The 19,469-nt window shown below is 71.7% G+C and carries 14 protein-coding genes; 5 read left to right on the top strand and 9 right to left on the bottom strand.

Going from position 1 to position 19,469, the window contains the following annotated elements:
* The first annotated feature begins 94 nt into the window (after nucleotides 1–94).
* Entirely contained in the window at nucleotides 95–1,018 is a 924-nt protein-coding gene (locus tag FXF52_RS06650) for a L,D-transpeptidase (RefSeq protein ID WP_148794464.1), read from the top strand.
* A gap of 6 nt (nucleotides 1,019–1,024) precedes the next feature.
* On the opposite strand, the gene FXF52_RS06645 is transcribed toward FXF52_RS06650, so the two are convergent.
* The 5 genes from FXF52_RS06645 to FXF52_RS06625 form a co-directional block, all read right to left on the bottom strand.
* Entirely contained in the window at nucleotides 1,025–1,648 is a 624-nt protein-coding gene (locus tag FXF52_RS06645; RefSeq protein ID WP_148794462.1) for a response regulator transcription factor, read from the bottom strand.
* A gap of 49 nt (nucleotides 1,649–1,697) precedes the next feature.
* Nucleotides 1,698–2,828 carry a sensor histidine kinase gene (locus FXF52_RS06640; RefSeq protein WP_148794460.1) on the bottom strand — a complete coding sequence of 377 codons (1,131 nt, stop codon included), beginning with the start codon at nucleotides 2,826–2,828 and terminating at the stop codon, nucleotides 1,698–1,700.
* A 30-nt stretch (nucleotides 2,829–2,858) separates the two neighbouring features.
* Nucleotides 2,859–3,665, bottom strand: a complete 807-nt coding sequence (locus tag FXF52_RS06635; RefSeq protein WP_148794458.1) for an ABC transporter permease — start codon at nucleotides 3,663–3,665, stop codon at nucleotides 2,859–2,861.
* A 1-nt stretch (nucleotide 3,666) separates the two neighbouring features.
* The gene (locus FXF52_RS06630) at nucleotides 3,667–4,590 is read right to left on the bottom strand and encodes an ABC transporter ATP-binding protein (protein WP_148794456.1); all 924 of its coding nucleotides are present in this window, start codon (nucleotides 4,588–4,590) and stop codon (nucleotides 3,667–3,669) included.
* 88 nt (nucleotides 4,591–4,678) lie between these two features.
* A complete protein-coding gene (locus FXF52_RS06625; RefSeq protein WP_148794455.1) occupies nucleotides 4,679–6,136 on the bottom strand; it encodes an MFS transporter in 1,458 nt (485 codons plus the stop codon).
* Between the two features lie 163 nt (nucleotides 6,137–6,299).
* Here FXF52_RS06625 and FXF52_RS06620 point away from each other — a divergent pair, with 163 nt between their 5' ends.
* Both FXF52_RS06620 and FXF52_RS06615 read left to right on the top strand, forming a co-directional pair.
* The gene (locus FXF52_RS06620) at nucleotides 6,300–6,971 is read left to right on the top strand and encodes a TetR/AcrR family transcriptional regulator C-terminal domain-containing protein (protein WP_255471777.1); all 672 of its coding nucleotides are present in this window, start codon (nucleotides 6,300–6,302) and stop codon (nucleotides 6,969–6,971) included.
* Between the two features lie 56 nt (nucleotides 6,972–7,027).
* Nucleotides 7,028–7,879, top strand: a complete 852-nt coding sequence (locus tag FXF52_RS06615; protein WP_148794451.1) for an alpha/beta hydrolase — start codon at nucleotides 7,028–7,030, stop codon at nucleotides 7,877–7,879.
* 231 nt (nucleotides 7,880–8,110) lie between these two features.
* Here the strand turns inward: FXF52_RS06615 and FXF52_RS06610 are convergent, their stop codons facing one another.
* Nucleotides 8,111–10,090, bottom strand: a complete 1,980-nt coding sequence (locus tag FXF52_RS06610; RefSeq protein ID WP_148794448.1) for a hypothetical protein — start codon at nucleotides 10,088–10,090, stop codon at nucleotides 8,111–8,113.
* 254 nt (nucleotides 10,091–10,344) lie between these two features.
* Between FXF52_RS06610 and FXF52_RS06605 the strand changes: the two genes are divergently transcribed.
* Both FXF52_RS06605 and FXF52_RS06600 read left to right on the top strand, forming a co-directional pair.
* Nucleotides 10,345–11,607: a trypsin-like serine protease gene (locus FXF52_RS06605; RefSeq protein ID WP_148794446.1), complete on the top strand. Its 1,263-nt coding sequence runs from the start codon at nucleotides 10,345–10,347 to the stop codon at nucleotides 11,605–11,607.
* Nucleotides 11,608–11,981: 374 nt separating this feature from the next.
* Nucleotides 11,982–13,130: a site-2 protease family protein gene (locus tag FXF52_RS06600; RefSeq protein ID WP_148794444.1), complete on the top strand. Its 1,149-nt coding sequence runs from the start codon at nucleotides 11,982–11,984 to the stop codon at nucleotides 13,128–13,130.
* A 174-nt stretch (nucleotides 13,131–13,304) separates the two neighbouring features.
* On the opposite strand, the gene FXF52_RS06595 is transcribed toward FXF52_RS06600, so the two are convergent.
* From FXF52_RS06595 to FXF52_RS06585, 3 genes are all read right to left on the bottom strand, one after another.
* Complete coding sequence (locus FXF52_RS06595; RefSeq protein ID WP_148794442.1) at nucleotides 13,305–17,039, bottom strand: S8 family serine peptidase; 3,735 nt, start codon at nucleotides 17,037–17,039, stop codon at nucleotides 13,305–13,307.
* A gap of 218 nt (nucleotides 17,040–17,257) precedes the next feature.
* On the bottom strand, nucleotides 17,258–18,490 hold the full coding sequence (locus tag FXF52_RS06590; protein ID WP_148794440.1) for an FAD-binding protein: 1,233 nt from the start codon (nucleotides 18,488–18,490) through the stop codon (nucleotides 17,258–17,260).
* Nucleotides 18,487–19,215, bottom strand: a complete 729-nt coding sequence (locus tag FXF52_RS06585; RefSeq protein ID WP_148794439.1) for a hypothetical protein — start codon at nucleotides 19,213–19,215, stop codon at nucleotides 18,487–18,489. The genes FXF52_RS06590 and FXF52_RS06585 overlap by 4 nt, the downstream gene beginning before the upstream one ends.
* Nucleotides 19,216–19,469: the final 254 nt, after the last annotated feature.

Genomic DNA, 19,469 nt, shown 5'->3' with positions numbered 1-19,469 from the left:
AACGTCTGACCGCGGCTCCGACCGCGCCGCACCGGAGGCCCCCCGCACCCGCCAATCACGGAGCGGGGGTCTTCTGTCCACTAAAGTCGGGATCATGCTGCTTCGCCGCCTTGCCTCGCGCTGGACCCTCGGCTGGCTGCTCGCCGCGCTCGGCGTACCGCTGCTGCTGGTGACCGCCCTGCTGGTCGGGCACGCGCTCACCGGCGGACCGGCCCCCACGCCGGTCGGCGCGCCGGCCGGCACCGCGTCGGTCGGCGCCCCGGCGGAGTCTCCCGCCCCGCACCCGACGGCGGCCGAGTCGGCGCCGCCCGCGGCGCCCGCCCCGGACGACCTGCCGGTGGTCACGTACGCCCCGGCGCCCGGCGGGTTCCCCGCCGATCCCGGTACGGGCGACACCCGACCGCTCACCGAGGGGCTGACGCCGGCCCGGCGCGTCGCCGCGTACGACGCACCCGGTGGCCGGCCGCGCGCCTTCCTCGCCCCCACCATCAGCGGGGTCCCGCTGACCATGCCGATCGTCGAGCGCCGGGTCGGCTGGACCGCCGTCCTGCTCCCCTCGGCGAACCGCCGGATCGCCTGGCTGCCGGCCGGCGGCTGGACCACGGTCGCGCTGCCCGACCAGCTCGTGGTGGAACGCCGCCCGCACCGGCTCACCTGGTACCGCAACGGCCGCGTGGTCCGCTCCTGGGCGGTCAGCCTCGGCAAGCCCGGCCAGTCCACTCCGCTCGGCCGCACCTTCATCCTCGGCCGCACGCCCCCGCCCCAGACGGTCTACGGCGGCGTCGACATCTTCGCCCTGGGCGCGATCCCCGACGACCCGGACGCCGTGCCGACCGGGCTGCGCGGTGCCCACATCGGACTGCACAGCTGGTACACCGACGCGACGCTCGGCAAGGACATCACCAACGGCTGCATCCGGTTGACCCGCAGCGGGCAGCGCCAGCTCCTCGCCGAGCTGCCCGCCGGCACCAGCGTCGTGGTGGTCGACCAGCTCGCCACCCCGCCACCGGCCGCCTGAGCCGGCTCACTCGCCGAGCAGCCAGCCGTTCTCCTCGGCGACCCGCACGGCGTCGGCCCGGTTGCGGGCCCCGGTCTTGCCGATCGCCGCCGAGAGGTGGTTGCGTACCGTGCCCTCGGAGAGGTGCAGCGTCGCCGCCAGCTCGGCCACCGTGCCACCGCCCCGGGCGGTCCGCAGCACCTCGGTCTCCCGCTCGGTCAGCGGGCTCGGCCCGGTGGCGAGGGTCTCCGCGGCCAGGGTCGGGTCGACCACCCGCAGGCCGGCGTGCACCCGGCGCACCGCGTCGGCGAGCTGCCGGGCCGGGGTGTCCTTGACCACGAAGCCGTTCGCGCCCGCCTCCATCGCCCGCCGCAGATAGCCGGGCCGCCCGAAGGTGGTCACCACCAGCACCCGGCAGCCGGGCACCGCCGCCCGCAGGGCGGTGGTGGCGGCGAGCCCGTCCAGGCCGGGCATCTCCACGTCGAGCAGCGCCACATCGGGTCGGGTGCGCCGAGCCTCCGGGACCACCTCGTCGCCCCGGCCCACCTCGGCGACGACCGTCAGGTCCGGCTCCAACGACAGCAACGCGGCCAGCGCGCCCCGGACCAGCGCCTGGTCGTCGGCGAGCAGCAGCCTGATCGGCTCGGTCACCGCGCCTCCTCTCCACTCCCGGGGCTGGCTGCCCCGCTCGCCGCGCCGCTCAGCGCTCCGCCGGCAGGGCGACACGCAGCAGGAACCCCCGGCTGTCCGGAGGGCGGCCGACGGTGACGGTGGCGTCCAGCCGCCGCGCCCGCTCCCGCAGCCCGACCAGCCCGTGGCCCGCCGCGCCCGGCTCCCCGACCGGCCCCCGGCCGTCGTCGCGGACCTCCACCGCCGCCGGGCTCACCCGGATCTCGCAGCGCCGCGCGCCGCTGTGCCGGACCACGTTGGTCACGCCCTCGCGTACGGTCCAGCCGAACAGTTCGTCCCGCTCCGCCGGCAGGGACGGCACCGTCTCCGGCAGCGCGGCGACGATGCCTGCGGCGGCGAGCGCCGAGTGGGCGCCGGCCAGCTCCGTCTTCAGGCTCACCCCGCGGTACGCCCCGACGGTGCCCCGCACGTCCGCGAGGGCCTGCCGGGCCAGCCGCTCCACGTCGGCGATCTCGGTGGCCGCCCGGGCCGGATCCAGCTCCAGCAGCCGCCCGGCGAGCTCCGCCTTGACCGCCACCACGGTCAGCGAGTGGCCGAGGATGTCGTGCAGGTCGCGGGCGGTACGGGCCCGTTCCTCGGCCACCGCGAGCCGGTGGATCTCCTGCTGGGCGGCCTGGAGTTCGGCGTTGCGCTGGGTCAGCCGGGTCACCCCGAACATGGCGAACGAGGCGAGCAGCACCGCGAAGACCACGGTGCCCTCCGCCTCCCAGCCGGGCACCAGCGCGGCCGCGACCGGCGGGGTCACCGCGGCCAGCGCCACCACGACGAACGCCTGCCGGTTCGGCAGCAGGAACACCGCCGCCGCGGCCACGAAGACCAGCGTGGTCAGCCAGTCGCCGTCGGTGCCCGGGATGCCGGCCAGCCCGAGCCCGACCAGCGCGGTCAGGGCGACCCACGCCCGGCCGAGCGGAACGGGCCGGGCGGCGATCCGGCAGGCCCGGGCCCACTGGAAGACCCAGACGTAGCAGACACCGAACGCGACCAGCGTCGTCGCCCCCACCACCCGCCGCCAGACCTCGGGCTGGTGCAGGGCGGTGAGCAGCGGGATGTTGAGGAAAAAGAGCCAGACCGCGGCCAGCAGCCAGCCGGTGAACCGCCAGTGGCGGCGCACCGGCCGGTGCGGGTCGGACGGAGTGCTCACCCGGAACACGCTAGCCTCCGCCGTACGGGGTCAGACGCGGGTGGTGTCGCGGCGGAACAGCCGCGCCGCGCCGAGCCCGAACACCACCGTCCAGGCGGCCAGGTTGCCCAGCGCCACCCAGTCCAGCCCGTCCCCGGTGAGCGGGGCCCTGGCGAGCTGGCCGACGCCGTACACCGGGGTGAACTTGGCGATCTGCTGGAAGGCGTGCGGCAGCATCTCCAGCGGCACGAACAGCCCGCCGAACATGGCCAGGATGGCCAGGATCGGGCCCATGAACTGCATGACGTTCTCGGCCGGGGCCAGGTAGCCGACGAACAGGCCGAAGGCGGCGAAGACCAGCGAGCCGAGCCAGGCGGCCAGCCCGGCGAGCAGCCAGACGTCGGCCGGGATGCGGACCCCGGCGGCGGCGCCGACGGCGAACTCGACCAGCACGCCGAGCAGGCCGAGCACCATCGCGGTGGCCACCTTCGTCGCCACGTACGCGGCCGGGCGCAGCGGGGTCAGCCGGAGCTGGCGGCTCCAGCCGAGGGCCCGCTCGGTGGCGACCGCGGCGCCGGCGCTGGTGGTGGCGACCATGGCCGCGTACACGGCGAGGCTGATCATGATCCAGGCGGTGACCGGTTGGCCGTTGGGCAGGTCCTGGCCGCGCTGCGGCAGTCCGAAGAGGAGGAAGAAGACCGCCGGCATGATCAGGGTGAACATCAGCGTCCGGCGGTTGCGCAGCACGCGGCGGATCTCGATGCCGAGCACCGCGGTGGAGAACCCGCCCAGGGCGGGCGGTCGCCGATCGACCGGGCGGGCGGGCGACGTGGTCGTGGAGGAGGTGGCGACGGTCATCTCAGACTCCGATGGGCTGCGTGGGTTCGGCGGTCAGGGTGTCGGTGGTGAGGGCGAGGAACGCGTCCTCGAGGTTGCGGGAGGTGATTTCGAGGTCCCGCGCGGCGGTGCGGGTGAGCAGGTGCCGGGCGACCTGGTCGGAGTCGTCGGTGCGGACCAGCACCGCGTCGCCGCGTACCTCGACCGCCTGGACGCCGGGCAGCGCGGCGAGCGCGGCCTGGTCGGCGCCGGGGAGGGTGGCGCGGACGATCCGGCCGGCGGCCAGGTTCTTGATCTCGGCGGTGGTGCCGTCGGCGACCACCCGGCCCTGCCGGACCAGCACGATCCGGTCCGCGTACGCGTCGGCCTCGTCGAGGTAGTGGGTGGCGAAGATGATGGTCCGCCCGTTCCGGGCGTCGGCCCGGATGGCCTGCCAGAAGTCCCGCCGCCCCTCGACGTCCATCCCGGTGGTGGGCTCGTCCAGCACCATCAGGTCGGGATCCGGCAGCAGCGCCAGGGCGAAGCGCAGCCGCTGCTGCTGGCCGCCGGAGCACTTGCCCACCGGGCGGTCGGCGATGTCGGCGATGCCGGCCCGCTCCAGCACCTCCGCCACCGGACGGGGCTGCGCGTGGAAGTGCGCGGTCATCCGTACCGTCTCGGCGACGGTGAGGTCCTTGAGCAGGCCGCCGGTCTGCATCACGGCGGCGACCCGGCCGAGCCGGACGGCGTCGGCCGGGGTGCCGCCGAAGACCCGGACGGTGCCGGCGTCCGGGCGGGCCAGCCCGAGCAGCATGTCCACGGTGGTGGTCTTGCCGGCGCCGTTGGGGCCGAGGAAGGCCACCACCTCGCCCGGCTCGATGCGGAGGCTGAGCCCGTCGACGGCGGTCACCGGGCCGAAGGTCTTGGTGAGTCCGGCCAGCTCGACGGCCGGTGGGATGTCGGTCATGACACTGATACTGCGGGGAACGGCCGGGCCGTCCCCGGAGCGTGCGTCACCTTCCACCCGTGACATTTGTCAGGGCGGTGGACGCCGGTCAGTGTGCGGCACCGGCCCCCTCGCGAGCCCGGCGGGGCAGCAGGAACGCGCCGACGAAGGTGATCACCAGCAGGCCCAGCTCCGCGGCCAGGGTGAGCTGCACGGCCGGCTGGACGCCGTGGTCGAGGCCGCTGAAGAAGACGGTGCCCAGCACGGCGACGCCGAGCGCCCCGCCGAGTTGCTGGACGGCGGTGAGCGTCCCCGAGGCCGAGCCGGTCTCGGACTCCGCCACGCCGGAGAGCACGATGTCGAAGAACGGCGCCATCACCAGCCCCATGCCGAAGCCGACGGCCAGCAGGGCGGGTGCCATCCGCCACGGGCCGACCGTACTGCCGGCCGAGGCCAGGGTGAGCAGCAGGCCGCCGACCCCCGCGATCACCACGGCGAGACCGATGTGGATCAACCGCCGGCCCAGGCGCTGCGCGAGGCCGGCGCCGGCGAGCACGAAGGCGATCACCATGCCGAGCGCCTGGGGGACACCGGCCAACCCGGCGCGCAGCGGCGACCAGCCCAGCCCGACCTGGAGATAGAGGCTGAAGACCAGCGAGAAGCCGGTCAGCGCGGTGAAGAAGGCGAGGCCGGCGACGAGGCCGCCGGTGAACGCGCGGCGGTGGAACAGCGACGGCACCACCAGCGGATCCCGGCCGGACCGCTCGCGCCGCACCTCGTAGCGGGCGAAGAGGACGAAGACGGCGACCGCGCCGGCCATCATGGCGAAGGTCCACGCCGGCCAGTCGCGCTCCCGTCCCTGCACCAGCGGGTAGACCAGCAGGAACGCGGCGAGCGAGACCAGCCCGACGCCGGGCAGATCGAGTCGGCTGGCGTGGTTGGCGCGGGACTCCGGCAGGAACCGCAGCGCGCCGGCGGCGGCGAGCAGGCCGAGCGGCACGTTGATCAGGAAGATGGCCCGCCAGCCGGTGCCGGCGAGGTCGGCGTCGACCAGCCAGCCGGCGAGGATCGGGCCGCCGACCGCGGAGATGCCCATCACCGGGCCGAACGCGCCGAAGGCGGCGGCGAGCTGGTGCGGCGGGAACATCTCCCTGATCAGGCCGAGGCCTTGCGGCAGCAGCAGCGCGCCGAAGAGCCCCTGCGCGACCCGGGCGGCGATCAGGGTGCCCGGCGTGCCGGACAGGGCGCACAGCGCGGAGGCGGCGGTGAAGCCGAGCACGCCGAGCAGGAACATCCGGCGGCGGCCGTACAGGTCGCCGAGGCGGCCGCCGGTGACCAGGCCGACGGCCATGGCCAGGGTGTAACCGGCGCCGAGCCATTGGATCAGGCTCGCCGATCCGCCCAGGTCGGCGCGGATCGCCGGGCCGGCGAGGTTGGTGACGAGGGCGTCGAGGAGGTCCATCACCTCGGCGGCGAGGATCACCGCGAGGGCGGCCCAGCGCCAGCGGTGACCGGTCTCCGCCGGTCCGGCGCGATCCGGCGCGAGCGTGGTGGCCAGGTCTGACATCGAGTACTCCCGGGCATGAGCGAACACTGTTCGTTTACGAACAGTGTTCTATCAACGAACAGCGTTCGCAGCAAGTACGATGTTCGGGCCACCCCGGATCCGGAGGTCATCCGTGAGCGAACCACCCAGCCCGCCCTGGCGTACCCGGCCCAGGACCCGCGCCGTGAAACAGCCGCTGAGCCAGACCGCGGTCGTCGACGCCGCCCTCGCGGTGATCAACCGGGAGGGGCTGGGCGGGCTGAGCATGCGGCGGGTGGCCCAGGAGCTGGGCACCGGCCCGGCCTCCCTCTACGCCCACGTCTCCGGCAAGGAGGAGCTGCTCGAACTGCTCGTCGACCGGGCCAGCGCGGAGATCTCCGTACCCGAGCCGGATCCGCAGCGGTGGGCGGAGCAGATCCGGGACGTGGCCTGGCAGGCGTACCGGGTCTACGCCACGCACACCAACCTGGCCCTGGCCTCGCTGGCCACCATCCCCAGCGGCCCGAACGCGCTGCGCGTCACCGAGGGCATGCTCGCCATCCTGCTCGCCGGCGGCGTGCCGCCCCCGCAGGCCGCCTGGTTCCTCGACCGGCTCTTCCTGTACATCGCCGGAGACGCCTACGAGGGGGCCCTGTACGCGGAGAAGATCCGCGCGTCCGGGGAGGACCAGGCGACCTACTGGAGCCGATTCTCCGCCCAGTTGCGGAGCTACTACCTGAGCCTGCCGGCCGAGTCGTACCCGAACCTCCGCCGGCACGTGGACGACCTGCTGGCCGGCGGCGGCGACGAGCGCTTCGCCTTCGGCCTGGACCTGCTGATCCGCGGCGTCGCCGGGCATGTCCGGACCGGTGACTGACGGCCGCCGGGCCGGGTAACCGCCGGGCCGGGCAACCGCGACACCGGGAGGCCACCATGGCGACACCGACGGGACGGGTCGACACGATCGTGCTAATCCACGGGCTCTGGATGACCGCACGCAGCTGGGAGCACTGGGCCGACCGGTACCGGGCGCGCGGCTTCCGGGTGCTGACGCCGGCGTGGCCCGGCATGGAGGGCGAGGTCGAGGAGCTGCGGGCCGACCCCGCCCCGATCGCCGGGCAGCGGATCGCCGACATCACCGACCACTACGCCCGGATCGTCCGGGACCAGCCCCGGCCGCCGATCATCATGGGGCACTCGTTCGGCGGCCTGATCACCCAACTCCTGCTCGACCGCAAGCTCGGCGCCGCCGGGGTCGCCCTGCATTCCGCTCCGGTCAAGGGCGTGCTCCGGCTGCCGCTCAACACGCTGCGCTCCGCGTTCTCCATCCTGCGCAGCCCCGCGAACCGAAACCGAGCGGTGCCGTTCACCAGGGAGGACTTCCGGTTCGCCTTCGGCAACACGCTGAGCCCGGAGGACTCGGACCGGGCCTGGGAGCGGTACGCCGTACCCGGCGCCGGCCGCGTCCTGTTCGAGGCGGCGTTCGCCAACCTGGACCCGGACGCGGTCACCGAGGTGGACAAGAGGCGGGAGAACCGCCCCCCGCTGCTGCTGACGGCCGGGGGCGCCGACCACGTGGTGCCACCGTCGGTGGTCGTCGCCAACGTCAACCTCTACCGGGGCTCGACCGCGCTCACCGGGTTCCGCTGCAACCCCCACCGGTCGCACTTCGTCGGCGGCGAGCCGGGCTGGGAGGAGGAGGCCGACTACGCGCTGGAGTGGGCCGTCGAGGCGGCCAACCAGTTCTCGCCGACCGTGGTCAGCGAGGCCCCGCCGCGGCAGTGACCGGTGAGCCGGGCACACCACGTCTCAGACGACCACGAATCGGGCCGGACGGGCCGGCAGCCTCGGGTCCGAGCCCACCCACACCGCGTCCAGGCTGGGCGGGCCCCGTCACCGCAGCCGGAACCGCCGGGAACACCTGTCTGACGACTGTGGCGGGGCACGGATTCCGTGCCCCGCCACAGTCTTCTGCGCGCTCAGCGCACCTTGTTCACGCCAGGCCGGCTCCGCAATTCAGGCGACTATGAACTGGTAGAAGTTGCCGTAGTCGCCCCAGGTGCCGTCCGGGCGGATCACGAATACGTCGAGGTTCACCCCGCCACTCGTTTCCGGTGTCCAGGTGACGCTGGCCCGACCATCAGGTCCAGCCGGTACGTCGAAGAAGTCCTCGCCATTGAAGGAGTAACGGTAGTAGCCCACCTCGCTCCAGCCCACCGGCGGTGAGAAGGTGAAGGTACCGGGCACGCCGACACCGCCATGCGGCTCGCCGTCGGACAGGTAGACGTCGGACGTGACACCGGGCCCGGGATCGAACGCGAAGGACCAGTTCCCGTACGGCGAGATCCAACCGTTGGCGCTGTGGCTCCGCGCGGTGACGGAATGCCCGGAGGCGTTGTCAGTGATGATGCTGATGGTGGCGGTACCGTCCTCTGCGGCTGCCACAAACTGCGGTTCGCCGTTGTTCAGGCGATACTCGTACTTTGTGACACCCGGCATCCCGGGCGCGGGAGTGAACTTCAGCGTCAACGGCTTGCCCCACTCCGGCGTACCGATGGCCTTGATCGTCGGCTCGGTCCACGGCACCCGCATCTCGTACCCGACCCCGGCAGAGGTGTTTCCCGCGCGGTCGACCGATTGTACGTAGAGCGTGTTGGTAAAGGGTCTCGGCGGGATGATCGGCAGCGTCACCGTACCGCCCGGCACATCCGCCTTGAGCACCCTGTCACTGGTGAGTGGGTCGTCGCAGTCGAACCGGCCGCCGGTTACCACGTTGCAACCCTGCACTCCGCTCGAGGGAGGGTCAGACCATTGGTAGACAAATCCGATGACGTCGGTGTCTCCACCGGCGGAGAAGGTGAATTCTCCCGGGACGCCAGGGGGCGTCCACTGCCCGGTATCGGCCGTCGGGTAATTCGACGATGAGACCTGTGGCCGTGAAGGCAAGGTCTTGTCGACGACGAAGGTGCACACCTTCGACCAAGCGGAGGTCGCAAGCCCGTCACTCACGCGGGCCTGCCAGGAGTAGCTCCTACCGTCGACGAGAACGCCAGCCGGCACCGTGCCCGTGCTGAACATTCCCGCACTGCCATCCGGCACGCTGATCTCCGTCCGCTTGGACGGATCGTCGACGGGCCACAACGCGAACTCGTACCCCAGTTTGTCGAACTGCTGCAGGTCGGGGTCGCTACCGATGACCTGGAGCTTGTCGGCGACGACCGACAGCGCCGGGTAGGGCGCCGCAGTCGCGCACAACCGACCACCGTTGTACAGCTGGGTCTCGTCCAGCGCCGGCGCCGAGTTGTACCGCACGCTCAGACTCACGCTGTTGTACCAGTTCAGAGTCCGGCCGTAGCTGACATCACCCTCGTGCTTTTCGGGAACCCGCAGCGCGAACGTCACCCGCGTCTCGCCCTTGGCCGCCGCGTCCTTCAGCGCCACGGAGACATCAAAGGTGAGGTTGGCGGTGGGGCAGTATTCCGGAGTGGTGATCTCGTCGAGTTTCGTCAACTCTTCGGGGGCGCTCGCCCAGGTCGGCGTCTCGCTTACCGGATTCGTCCGCCAGATTTCGATGGCCCTTTTGGTGCAGTCGGCCGCGCTCCGCTCCCGGATACGCACAGTGCCACCGAAGACTTCCTTACCGGCGAATTGTGACAGATCAAAGGTCGCATAGACACGAGACTTGTGCTTCCCACCGGACGTGTCGATTCGAGCACCCAATGGCAGATCGACACCCTCGGTCCAGTCGTACGCCGTGTGCGTGCTCGCCCGATCCGTGTATCCGATCTGGACGGATGGGGCGTACGCGTAATGCGGTGCCGCCGCGGCGGGCTCGGCTGTGGCGAACACCGCGAGTCCGGTCGCGCCGAGCACCGCGGCAAGGGCAATAGAAAGCCCGCGCGGACGCGTAGATCTAAGCAAGTTTGGCACGCCTCCCGATTTCTGGCTCGCACCCGTGTGCGCGCTTGCGGCACGGATCATATCCAGGTAGTTCAAACTGATCTACCGGATGCACCGCAGCCACCAAAAGGTAACCTTCTATGACAAATAGCGACGTCAGAGCTGAGCCGGGACAGTTCGGCGCAATGCTTGACCGGTCCACTTAGGAGGACGATCATGACCGGATGAAAAGAGTTATCGGCCGCTGCCTCGCCCTCACTCTCACGGCCGTCGCCGGAATCGTTTGGCTCCCCTCGCCCGCCCACGCTGAAATCACCACGGATCAGCCAGCCACCAGCACCGCGGTGGCCGTGACGACCACGCAGCCGACAACGGACGAAACGCTCTGGCCCGGGTACGCCGAGGCCCTGGACATCGCGGTGGAACGGGCATACGCGAGCCCGACCGAATACTCGATGCCCTACGTGGAGAACGACCAGCTCATGGTGCCGGTGTCTCAGACCGCTTCGGCCGAGACGCTCGCCGCCGCATCGGCCGACATGGCCATCACGCCGACGTCAACCGGGACGATCACCGACGACCCGGACACTCCTAGCACGGATCCCGACAAGAGCACTCTCCCGACCGACACGACGAGCCCGACGGGGGAAACCTTCGGCCCGATGAAGGCCGAGGTCATCGTCGAGCCGATCGTGGAGGTGGTGCCGTACACCATGAACCAACTGACCGCCGTTCAGGACGAGGTGCTCAACCTCAGCGACGACCAGTTGGCCGGCGCGAGCAACCTGCGCACGGCCACGATTGACCCGATGAACAACCGGGTCATCATCAAGGCGGCCACGGTAACCCAGGAAATGCGCGAGGCGTTGGCCGCCCGATACGGCGCCTACCGGGTCGCCCTCCAGTTGGTGCCGGGCATGACGGTGCCGTCGCCGAAGCTCGGGCGGCAATACGACACCGCACCGTACTACGGCGGGGCATACTTCTACACCTCGGTCGGTTCATGCTCGACCGCCTTCGCCTGGACCCACCAGGGCGCGCACTACATGCTCACGGCCGGCCACTGCACGTCGCTGAACGGTAAGGCGTACAACCGGAACGGGACCCTCGGTACGGTCACGGCCGACAACTGGAACAACACCACCGGTTCGGTGATGGTCAGCGGTCATAACCACTACTCGGGTGACGCGTCCACCATAAAGCTGACCCAGACCTCCTACGGCCGCGTCTACAGGGGCTCATCCACGTCGACCAGCTCACGGGCGGTCACTGGACGGATGGGCCGGCGCTCCTACGTCGGGGACACCTACTGCGTCAGCGGCCAAGTCACCGGCGAGATGTGCGGCTACCGCGTGGTGTCCACGTACGTGACCGTGCGATACAGCGACGGCGCGACCCTGCGCAACGCCATGGAGGGATACCGCTACGGCACCTGCACCAAGGGCGGCGATTCGGGCGCGCCGATCTACAACATCAAGAGCGACGGTACGGTCACTGCCCGGGGCATCCTCAGCGGTGGCACCTACAACACCAGCGGTCACTGCTACGACTACTTCACCGACACCTACCTGGCCGAAGAGGCCCTGCCGGGCATCATCAAGCTCGGCACGTAGTACCTCAGCCGCCGGTATCAGATTCCGCCCTTCGGGAGCGGATAGACGTGGCGCGGCCACCGGGAGATCCTGCGCTTGTTGTGGACATAACTCGCGGATCTGCGGTGGCCGCGTGCCACAGCTTCAGATCAACGTGCCGCAGGTCGCCGTGCCGGAAAACGGTCAACTGGCGCTCAACTCCGCAGCTGACGAAGGGCGAGGTGCGCCAGCGCGCCAGGGACCGTCTCGACCTGGCTCCAGACGTGGACGTGGTCCAGCGAGGTCGGGTGGAACTCACGAACATGTTCGCTCGGCACGGGAAGGCGGTCGGACAGTCCAAGCAGTGACCCTTCCGCCTCTGGCATAGGAACCCTCGGCACGGGTATGAGCGGGGCATGAGGGCGAGCTTCCGGCTTGGCCGGATCGCGGGCGTACCGATCGGGGTCAACTGGAGCGTCCTGGTCATCTTCGTGCTGATCGCCTGGGCGCTGTCGGCCAGTCTGTTCCCGCGCAGCTATCCCGGCCATTCGACCTTCGCGTACGTGGTGGCGGGGCTGGCCGCGGCGGTGGTCTTCTTCCTCGGCCTGCTCGCGCACGAGGTGGCCCACGCGGTCATCGCCAAGCGCAATGGCATCGAGGTCGGCAGCATCACGCTCTGGCTCTTCGGCGGGGTGTCCGAGCTGAAGGGGGAGGCGCGGGACCCGGGGGCCGAGTTGCGGATCGCCGGGATCGGGCCGCTGGTCAGCCTGCTGATCGGCATCTTCTTCGGCGTGATCGCGTTGCTCGCCTCGCTGGCCACCGGGCGCGGCCTGCTGGTCGGCGCGCTGTCCTGGCTGGCCGGCATCAACGTGCTGCTGGCGATCTTCAACGTGCTGCCGGCCGCGCCGCTGGACGGCGGGCGGTTGCTGCGTGCGGTGGTGTGGCGGGCCACCGGCGACCGGACGAAGGCGTCGGTGGTGGCCGCCCGGGCCGGCTGGGGGCTCGGCATCGTGCTGATCGCCGTCGGGATCTGGCAGTTCTTCAGGGGCGCCGGGGTGGGCGGACTCTGGCTGGCGCTGATCGGCTGGTTCCTGATCGGGGCGGCGGGCGCGGAGGAGCGCCAGGCCCGGATGGGCAGTGCCCTGCGCGGGGTACGCGTCGCCGACGTGATGACCCCGCAGCCGCAGACCGCCTCCAAGGACATGACCGTCGCCGACTTCGTGGACCACCATCTCTTCGCGTACCGGCACTCGGCACTACCGCTGACCGAGGATGGCGGACGCCCCATCGGCCTGGTCACCCTCGACCGGGTCCGCGGCATCCCGGCCGACCAGCGCGGCTCGACCACGCTGGCCGAGGTGTCCTGCCGGGCCGGCGAACTGGTGCTCGCCTCCCCGGACGAGCAGCTCACCGACCTGCTCCCCCGGCTCAGCGAGTGCGCCGACGGCCGGGCGCTGGTGGTGACCGACCAGCGGCTGGTCGGCATCGTCTCGCCCAGCGACATCAGCCGGGCCGTGCAGCGCGGCGGCATGCGCCAGCAGATGACCGGCGGGCGCGGTAGCTGAGCGGCTGCCGCCAACCGGTTCATGGATCTGACCCGGCCGCCGCGAAGGCGAGCTCGTCGGGTCGGGGAAATTCACCTGGACCGAAGCGGTGACGGGATCCCGGGACACTGGCCGAGTGGTGGTTGATCAGGGCGCCGACGGGTCGACGTGCCGGACGCCCTGATCAACCGGCGGTCAGCGCAGCCCGTACGCTCGCAGGATCGTCTGGGTGACCTCGTTCCCATCGGTATCGGTGCCATGAACCCGCAGCGAGACCGTGCCGCTGCCCGACGGCACGACCGCATGGAAGGCGCCGTCCTCGCCCGCCACCTTCACCGAGCGCCACGTCGCCCCTTCGTCGAACGACACCTCAACCCCGACGCTGCCTCCGGCTGGAGCCGCCAACCCGTCCTGGTTGCGCAGCGCTATACCGATGGTGTGCGGGTGGTCCCCGGGCACCGTTCCGGCCAGGTCGGCGGGAATGGAGTAGTCGAGTTGCAGCAGCGGCAGTGGCTGCGACCTCTCCGGGTCACCGTCCGGGTGCCCGGACCGGAAGCTCCACGCCGTCTGCGTGCGCGTCGCCCACTGCCACTCTTTGGACTCCCGCTGGGTGGTCAACTCCAGCCGGTAGGAGGCGTCGCCAGCCACCGTCGGCACATCCCGCCGCGCATCGGGCAATTCGGCGAGCACGGCGCCGTCACGCAACAGTCGTGCCGACACCAGATCGCGCTCACCGCCGCTGCCCGCGAGCGTGTAGTGGCCGGCGGCGTCGACGAATTCCGGTACCCGCAGGGCCAGGATGTCGCCACGGCGGGTCGACACCAGGCCCGCGACACCGCGGGGCGCCGCCGGACGCACCACTGGGGTGAACCAGTCCTCGCGGGTACGGGACTCGCCCTGGTAGCTGCGCGGCGCGTCCCGCATCCCGACGCCGAGCGGATTCGTCTCATCCCACGTGTAGTAATGCGCCACCCGGTGCTGCCACACCGAGTCACCGGCGGAAACCCACTCCTCGCGCTCCCCGCCCGTACGCACCATGCGCTGGGTGTCGTTCCACGAGTACGTCTGCCAGGGGCGCCAGCCGAAGCGCTGCTCCTTGGCCCACTCATCCCCGCCGGTGTTGGCGTACCTGGTGATGATCCGTGCCGAGTTCTCTGCGGTCACCCGGTGGACGACCTGCGACGGGATCCGGCCCCGCTCGACATGGAACACGTCGTACAGGTACGGACTGGACACCGTGAGGGTGAGGCTGAGCATCGGCTTTCCCGTCGTGGCGGCGGCCTTCAGGCGCTGGCCGTCGTCGTTGGCGACCACCATCGCCGGGATCGGCTCCCGGGTGGCGATCGGCCGCCACACCGTCCATGCGGAAGAGGTGGCCGGCCGCACGATCAGCGCGGCCGCGGCTCCGGCCGCTGCCGCGGCAGCCACCTGGGCGCTCTCGGAACGGCCCTGCGCACTGTCCATGAGCACCGCGGCTCCGCGTACGTCAGCTGCGGCCAGCTCGGCGTCGGTGCCGGTGCCGGCCCAGACCAGCGGGAAGTTGCGTACACCGTCGAAGGCCGGTGAACGGTGCAGCAGGTTGATGTCCAGCGGCCCGGACACGCCGGACACGTGGGCGCTCACCATGGGCGCGACAAGTTGCCATCGGGAGGCGAATTCGTAGTCACCGTCGGTGACTTGGTCGGTGGGCGTCACGTTGACCTGCTGCACGGTGCTGAAATGCATGACCCCGTGGCTGATGCTCCGGCCGTTGCCGAAGGTGCGGTGTACGTAGTAGCTCAGCACCGCCTGCTGCTCGGCGGGTTTCGGGGTCTTGATAGTGATCGGGGTCCCCTTGCGGGCGTCGATGACCACCTCGATGTCGCGGGTGACCTTCAGCTGCGGGTCGGTGATCAGGGTGGCCTGTGAGTCGAGTGGCCCACCGTCCGAGATCAGGCCGTGCAGTAGATAGTTGCCCTCCTCGACCTCGACGGTCAGGGGCTTGCCCTTCTGAATCCACTTCACCATGTCCGAGCGGCGGTCGGCGCCGTGCAGGGCGACCACGGGCACGCTCGTGTCCGCGCCGCTGCGGTCGACCCCGCGCAGGGTCACGGTGTGCTTGGGCCCATCGAGGGTCACCCCCAGGGCGGTGGTGGTCAGCACCCCGCCGGCGCCGTTGGCCGTGAGCCAACCGCCGTGCCGCCCACGGGTCAGCTTGGCTGGGTCGATTGTGACCGGCACCTGCCGGCTCGTGCCTGCGGGCACGACGATCTGGTCGGCGCCGAGCGTGACAGCGTCCTGGTCCGTGGCGTGAGAGTCGAGGTTCTCCAGGCGGGCGGCGAGCGACAGCGTCACCGCGCTGTCCCCAGTATTGGTGACGGAGACCTGCCGGGTGATCGGCGCCTCGTCCGGCGTGGTGTCGGTATGCACCCCGAAGTTGAGCACTCCGGTCGCGTGCACCGGCTGGGCAGTCGCCCGCGCCACGTCGACCCGGCCGGCGCCCTGCTGGTGCACGGTCAGGGCAGGATTGGTGCGGGCCGTGCTCACCAGCGCGTCCTTGAGTTGCGCGGCGTTCCAGTCGGGGTGGCGCTGGGCGAGGATCGCCGCCGCACCCGCCACGTGCGGCGCAGCCATGGACGTGCCGGACGCCGCGGTGTAGTACGCGTCGAGCGGCGTTCCCATCGCGGTACCGGCGGCCCGCGCCGCGACGATCCCGACACCCGGTGCGGTGATTTCCGGCTTCACGGCATAGTCACCCAACCGCGGACCCCGACTGGAAAAACTCGCAAGGCTCTCGTCGCGGTCCACCGCACCGACAGTGAGCGCGGCATCGGCCGCACCCGGGTTGCCTACGGTCGACTCCTCCCCCTCGTTACCAGCCGAGACGACGAAGAGGGTGCCGCTGCTCGCGGTGAGCCGGTTGACCGCCTCGCTCAACGGATCGGTGCCATCGGTAGCATCTCCGCCGAGGCTCATGTTGACCACGTCGGCTCCGGAACTGACCGCCCACTCCATTCCGGCGATGATCCACGACTCGGAGCCGGAGCCACTGTCGTTCAACACCTTGCCGATGAGCAGGTTCGCCCCGGGTGCGACGCCCTTGCGTCGGCCGTCCGAGGCGGCGCCGGTGCCGGCGATCGTGCTGGCAACGTGCGTGCCGTGTCCGAACTTGTCAGCGGTCGTGGCGCTGTTGGAGAAGTTCTTCGTCGCGCTGATCTTTCCTGCGAAGTCGGGGTGTGTCGCGTCGATGCCGGTGTCCAGTACCGCCACCGTGACACCGTCGCCGTCGTACCCCGACGCCCATGCTGCCGGAGCGCCGATCTGCGCCACGCTACGATCGAGCGTCGGCTTCACCCGCCCGTCGAGCCAGATCTGCGCGATGCCGGACCCCAGCTGCGGCGTGTCCCCGCCGAGCGAACGGACGCCCGGGCTGCCGCCGGCTGCTGCCTGCCAGAACCCGGTCAGCGCCGCCTTGTCCTCGACGACCGCAGCGGCGCCGATGCTGTCCAGCCTGGAGACACGCCGTGCCCCGGCTATCGTCTGCTCGCGGGTATCCCGGTAGCGAATGATCAGTGGCAGGTTCGGCGCCGCGTCGTCGCCGAGGCCCTGCGCGATGAGCTCCTGTACGTCGAACAGGTCACCGTCGAGAACGCCGGTGGACACGTACGGCACGACGTCGCTGGGCAGTACGCGCAGGCCGCTGTCGACTTCCAGGGTGTGGAACGTGATCCCTTCCCGGCCCGGCGCCGGCCGGACCGAGGCGGCGTACCTGCCGGGCGACGCCTCGACCAACTCCACCACGTCGCCCGTTATCAGGGTGACGCGGGACGGGCTAGCGGTCGCCGCGGCTCCGCTAGCTTCTGCCGGGGGCGGTGGCGCTGCCTCGGCGGGAACGCCCACCGCCAGGACGCCGACCAACGCCATGGCCGTCCAGCGTAAGAGCCGGTTCATCGTGCTACTCCTCTGCTCAGCGAAGCTGGCAACCACTGTTGACACCACCGGAGTCTGATAGGCGACAGGGATGGTGGTCACTAGGTGCCAGGTGCCACAGAGGCGACATGTCGCCAACTGGACACGCCCCGGCAGGCAAGCTCGACGGTGTCGACGATGTGCTGTAGAAGCGCGAAGGTGGCGGCCCGCACGCCCACCGCGGCGGGTCTTGCCGCCGCCTATCCGCGGGGAAAGTAGCGGTCCAGCTCGTCGGTACGGAACTTCCCGGCCGGGTCGAGGTCGGCCATCAGGGCGCGGAAGTCGTCACAGCGGGAGTACGTCGCGGCCGGGTTCCGGGCGAAGAGCTTGCCCCAGTGCGGGCGCGGGGCGAAGGGGACCAGCCGCTCCTCCACCTCGGCCACCACCGGCGTCACCTGCGCCGGGTCGCCGATCCAGGTGAAGTGGAGCGCCAGGCTGTCCCGGTTGTGGTTGGGGCTGAGCCACAACCCGTCGGCGGCGATGGTGCGCAGCTCACAGACCTGGAGCACCGCGGCGATCCGCTCGGCGGCCGGGTCGAGCGCGGCGAGCGCCGCGGCGGCCGAGGCGCGCGGCAGGTGCCACTCCGACTGGAGCTCGTCGCCGCTGCTCGGGGTGAAGCCGAGCCGGAAGTGCGGCAGCCGTTCGTGCCACGGCCCGGGCGCGCCGAGCTGGGCGGTGCAGTGCTCGGCCGGCATGCCGGGCACCGGGTGGCAGGGCGCGTCGGCGGCGACGGTGTCCAGCCAGTCCGCCGGGGGTGGCGGCGCGTCGGCCCGCTGCTTGAGCCACACCTGGTCCAGCCGGGACGAGCGCCAGCCGGTGAAGACGCTCACGCTGTACGCGGCGTCGCAGGCGGCGCCGAGCGCCTCGCGGGGCAGGCCGAGCCGGACGTACTGCCGGACGTCGAAGGTGGGCACCACGTCGAGGGTGACCCGGGTGACCACGCCCAGCGCGCCGAGGTTGACCACCATGCCGGCGAAGCGCGGGTCGGCGCGGTCCACGGTGAGCAGGTCGCCGTCGGCGGTGACCAGCTCCAGGGCGGCCACGGCGGTGGCCAGGTTGCCGTGGGCGGCACCCGAGCCGTGGGTGGCGGTGGCGACCGCGCCGGCCACCGAGATGTGCGGCAGCGAGGCGAGGTTGGCCAGCGCATACCCCTCGGCGTGCAGGCGGGTGGCGGCGTCGCCGTAGCACAGGCCGGCGGCGACGGTGACCGTGCCGCGGTCGCGGTCCAGCACGACGGTGGGCGGCAGCCCGGCCACCGAGACCAGCTCTCCCCTGGTGTCGCCCAGCCGGTTGAACGAGTGCCCGGTGCCCACCGCCCGGACCCGGTCCGCCCCCGCCACCAGCCGGCGCAGCTCGTCCAGGTTGGATGGCCGATGGCGGGCCCGGGCGGCGTACCGGACGTTGCCCGCCCAGTTGCGGCCGGCGCCGGTCACGTGGTGGTCTCTCGATCGGTGGTGGGCTCCGCGGTGAGGGCGGCGCAGAGCGCGTCGAGCGCCGCGTCGACCTGGCCGACGTCGTAGCCACGCAGCCCGACCGGGATACCGGCCGCCCGGGCCTGCTCGATCTCCGCGCGGGCGGCCCGCCGCTCGGCCGGGCCGCCCTGGGCCAGCGCGTCCTGGGCGCGGTGCACCAACTGGTCGACCTGCGCCGTGAAGTAGCCGCGCAGGGCGACGGTGAAGTCGATCTCCGCCCCGGCGAGCCGGGCGGCTACCGGCGTACGCGCGTCGGTGAAGCGGCCGCCGGAGTACCGGCTCAGCGCCGCCGCCACGTCGTCCGGGCTCTCCCGGATCTGGCGGAGATCGAGGAGTTCGACGGCGGCCCGCCCGTCGCGCGGGTGCCGCGCGGTGGTCCGCAGGCCCAGCCCCGCCGCAGGCACCGCGACCAGCCGGCCGGCGTCGTCGAGGGCGAGCGCCTCGAACTGCTCCCACCGGTACGTCCCGCGCAGACCCGGGCGGCGCACCTCGATCCCCGCCGGCCCGATCAGGAAGCGGAACGGCCGCACGGCGCCGACCAGCACCACGCCGCCGAGCACCACGGCCCCGAGGGCCGCCAGCACCCGCAGCACCGAACCCTCGCCGGCGAGGGCGAGCACCGTCACCCCGCCCAACACGCAGGCGACGGCCAGCGGCAGTGTCCCCCGGCTGCGATGCACTTCCATGTCGTACCCCCGATCCGACACCGTCGTCCGGGTGCATTTTCCGCCCACCTGTCAAGGCACGGTTGGCCCGCCACGGACGGGGAATGCGGTGCGGATGAGCAGCTACCGCGACCCGACCCGCCGCGGCGACGGGCACCCGTCGGAGCAGGAGATCGACCCGACCGGTGCGGGCCGCGGCCCGGTCGGCGGGTCACCGGCCGGGCATCCGGTGCCGGGACCGGTCCCGGAGCCCGAGCCGGAGCCGCCGGGCCCCG

The sequence above is a fragment of the Micromonospora sp. MP36 genome (assembly GCF_008119785.1).
Classification (GTDB): Bacteria; Actinomycetota; Actinomycetes; order Mycobacteriales; family Micromonosporaceae; genus Micromonospora.
The sequence above is the reverse complement of the archived record's forward strand: the minus strand, read 5'-3'. Positions and strand labels throughout refer to the sequence as shown.

Coding starts and splice junctions, on each gene's coding strand:
- FXF52_RS06585 (WP_148794439.1), bottom strand. CDS start 19,215: ATGGAAGTGCATCGCAGCCGGGGGACACTGCCGCTGGCCGTCGCCTGC.
- FXF52_RS06615 (WP_148794451.1), top strand. CDS start 7,028: ATGGCGACACCGACGGGACGGGTCGACACGATCGTGCTAATCCACGGG.
- FXF52_RS06635 (WP_148794458.1), bottom strand. CDS start 3,665: ATGACCGTCGCCACCTCCTCCACGACCACGTCGCCCGCCCGCCCGGTC.
- FXF52_RS06630 (WP_148794456.1), bottom strand. CDS start 4,590: ATGACCGACATCCCACCGGCCGTCGAGCTGGCCGGACTCACCAAGACC.
- FXF52_RS06600 (WP_148794444.1), top strand. CDS start 11,982: ATGAGGGCGAGCTTCCGGCTTGGCCGGATCGCGGGCGTACCGATCGGG.
- FXF52_RS06650 (WP_148794464.1), top strand. CDS start 95: ATGCTGCTTCGCCGCCTTGCCTCGCGCTGGACCCTCGGCTGGCTGCTC.
- FXF52_RS06625 (WP_148794455.1), bottom strand. CDS start 6,136: ATGTCAGACCTGGCCACCACGCTCGCGCCGGATCGCGCCGGACCGGCG.
- FXF52_RS06595 (WP_148794442.1), bottom strand. CDS start 17,039: ATGAACCGGCTCTTACGCTGGACGGCCATGGCGTTGGTCGGCGTCCTG.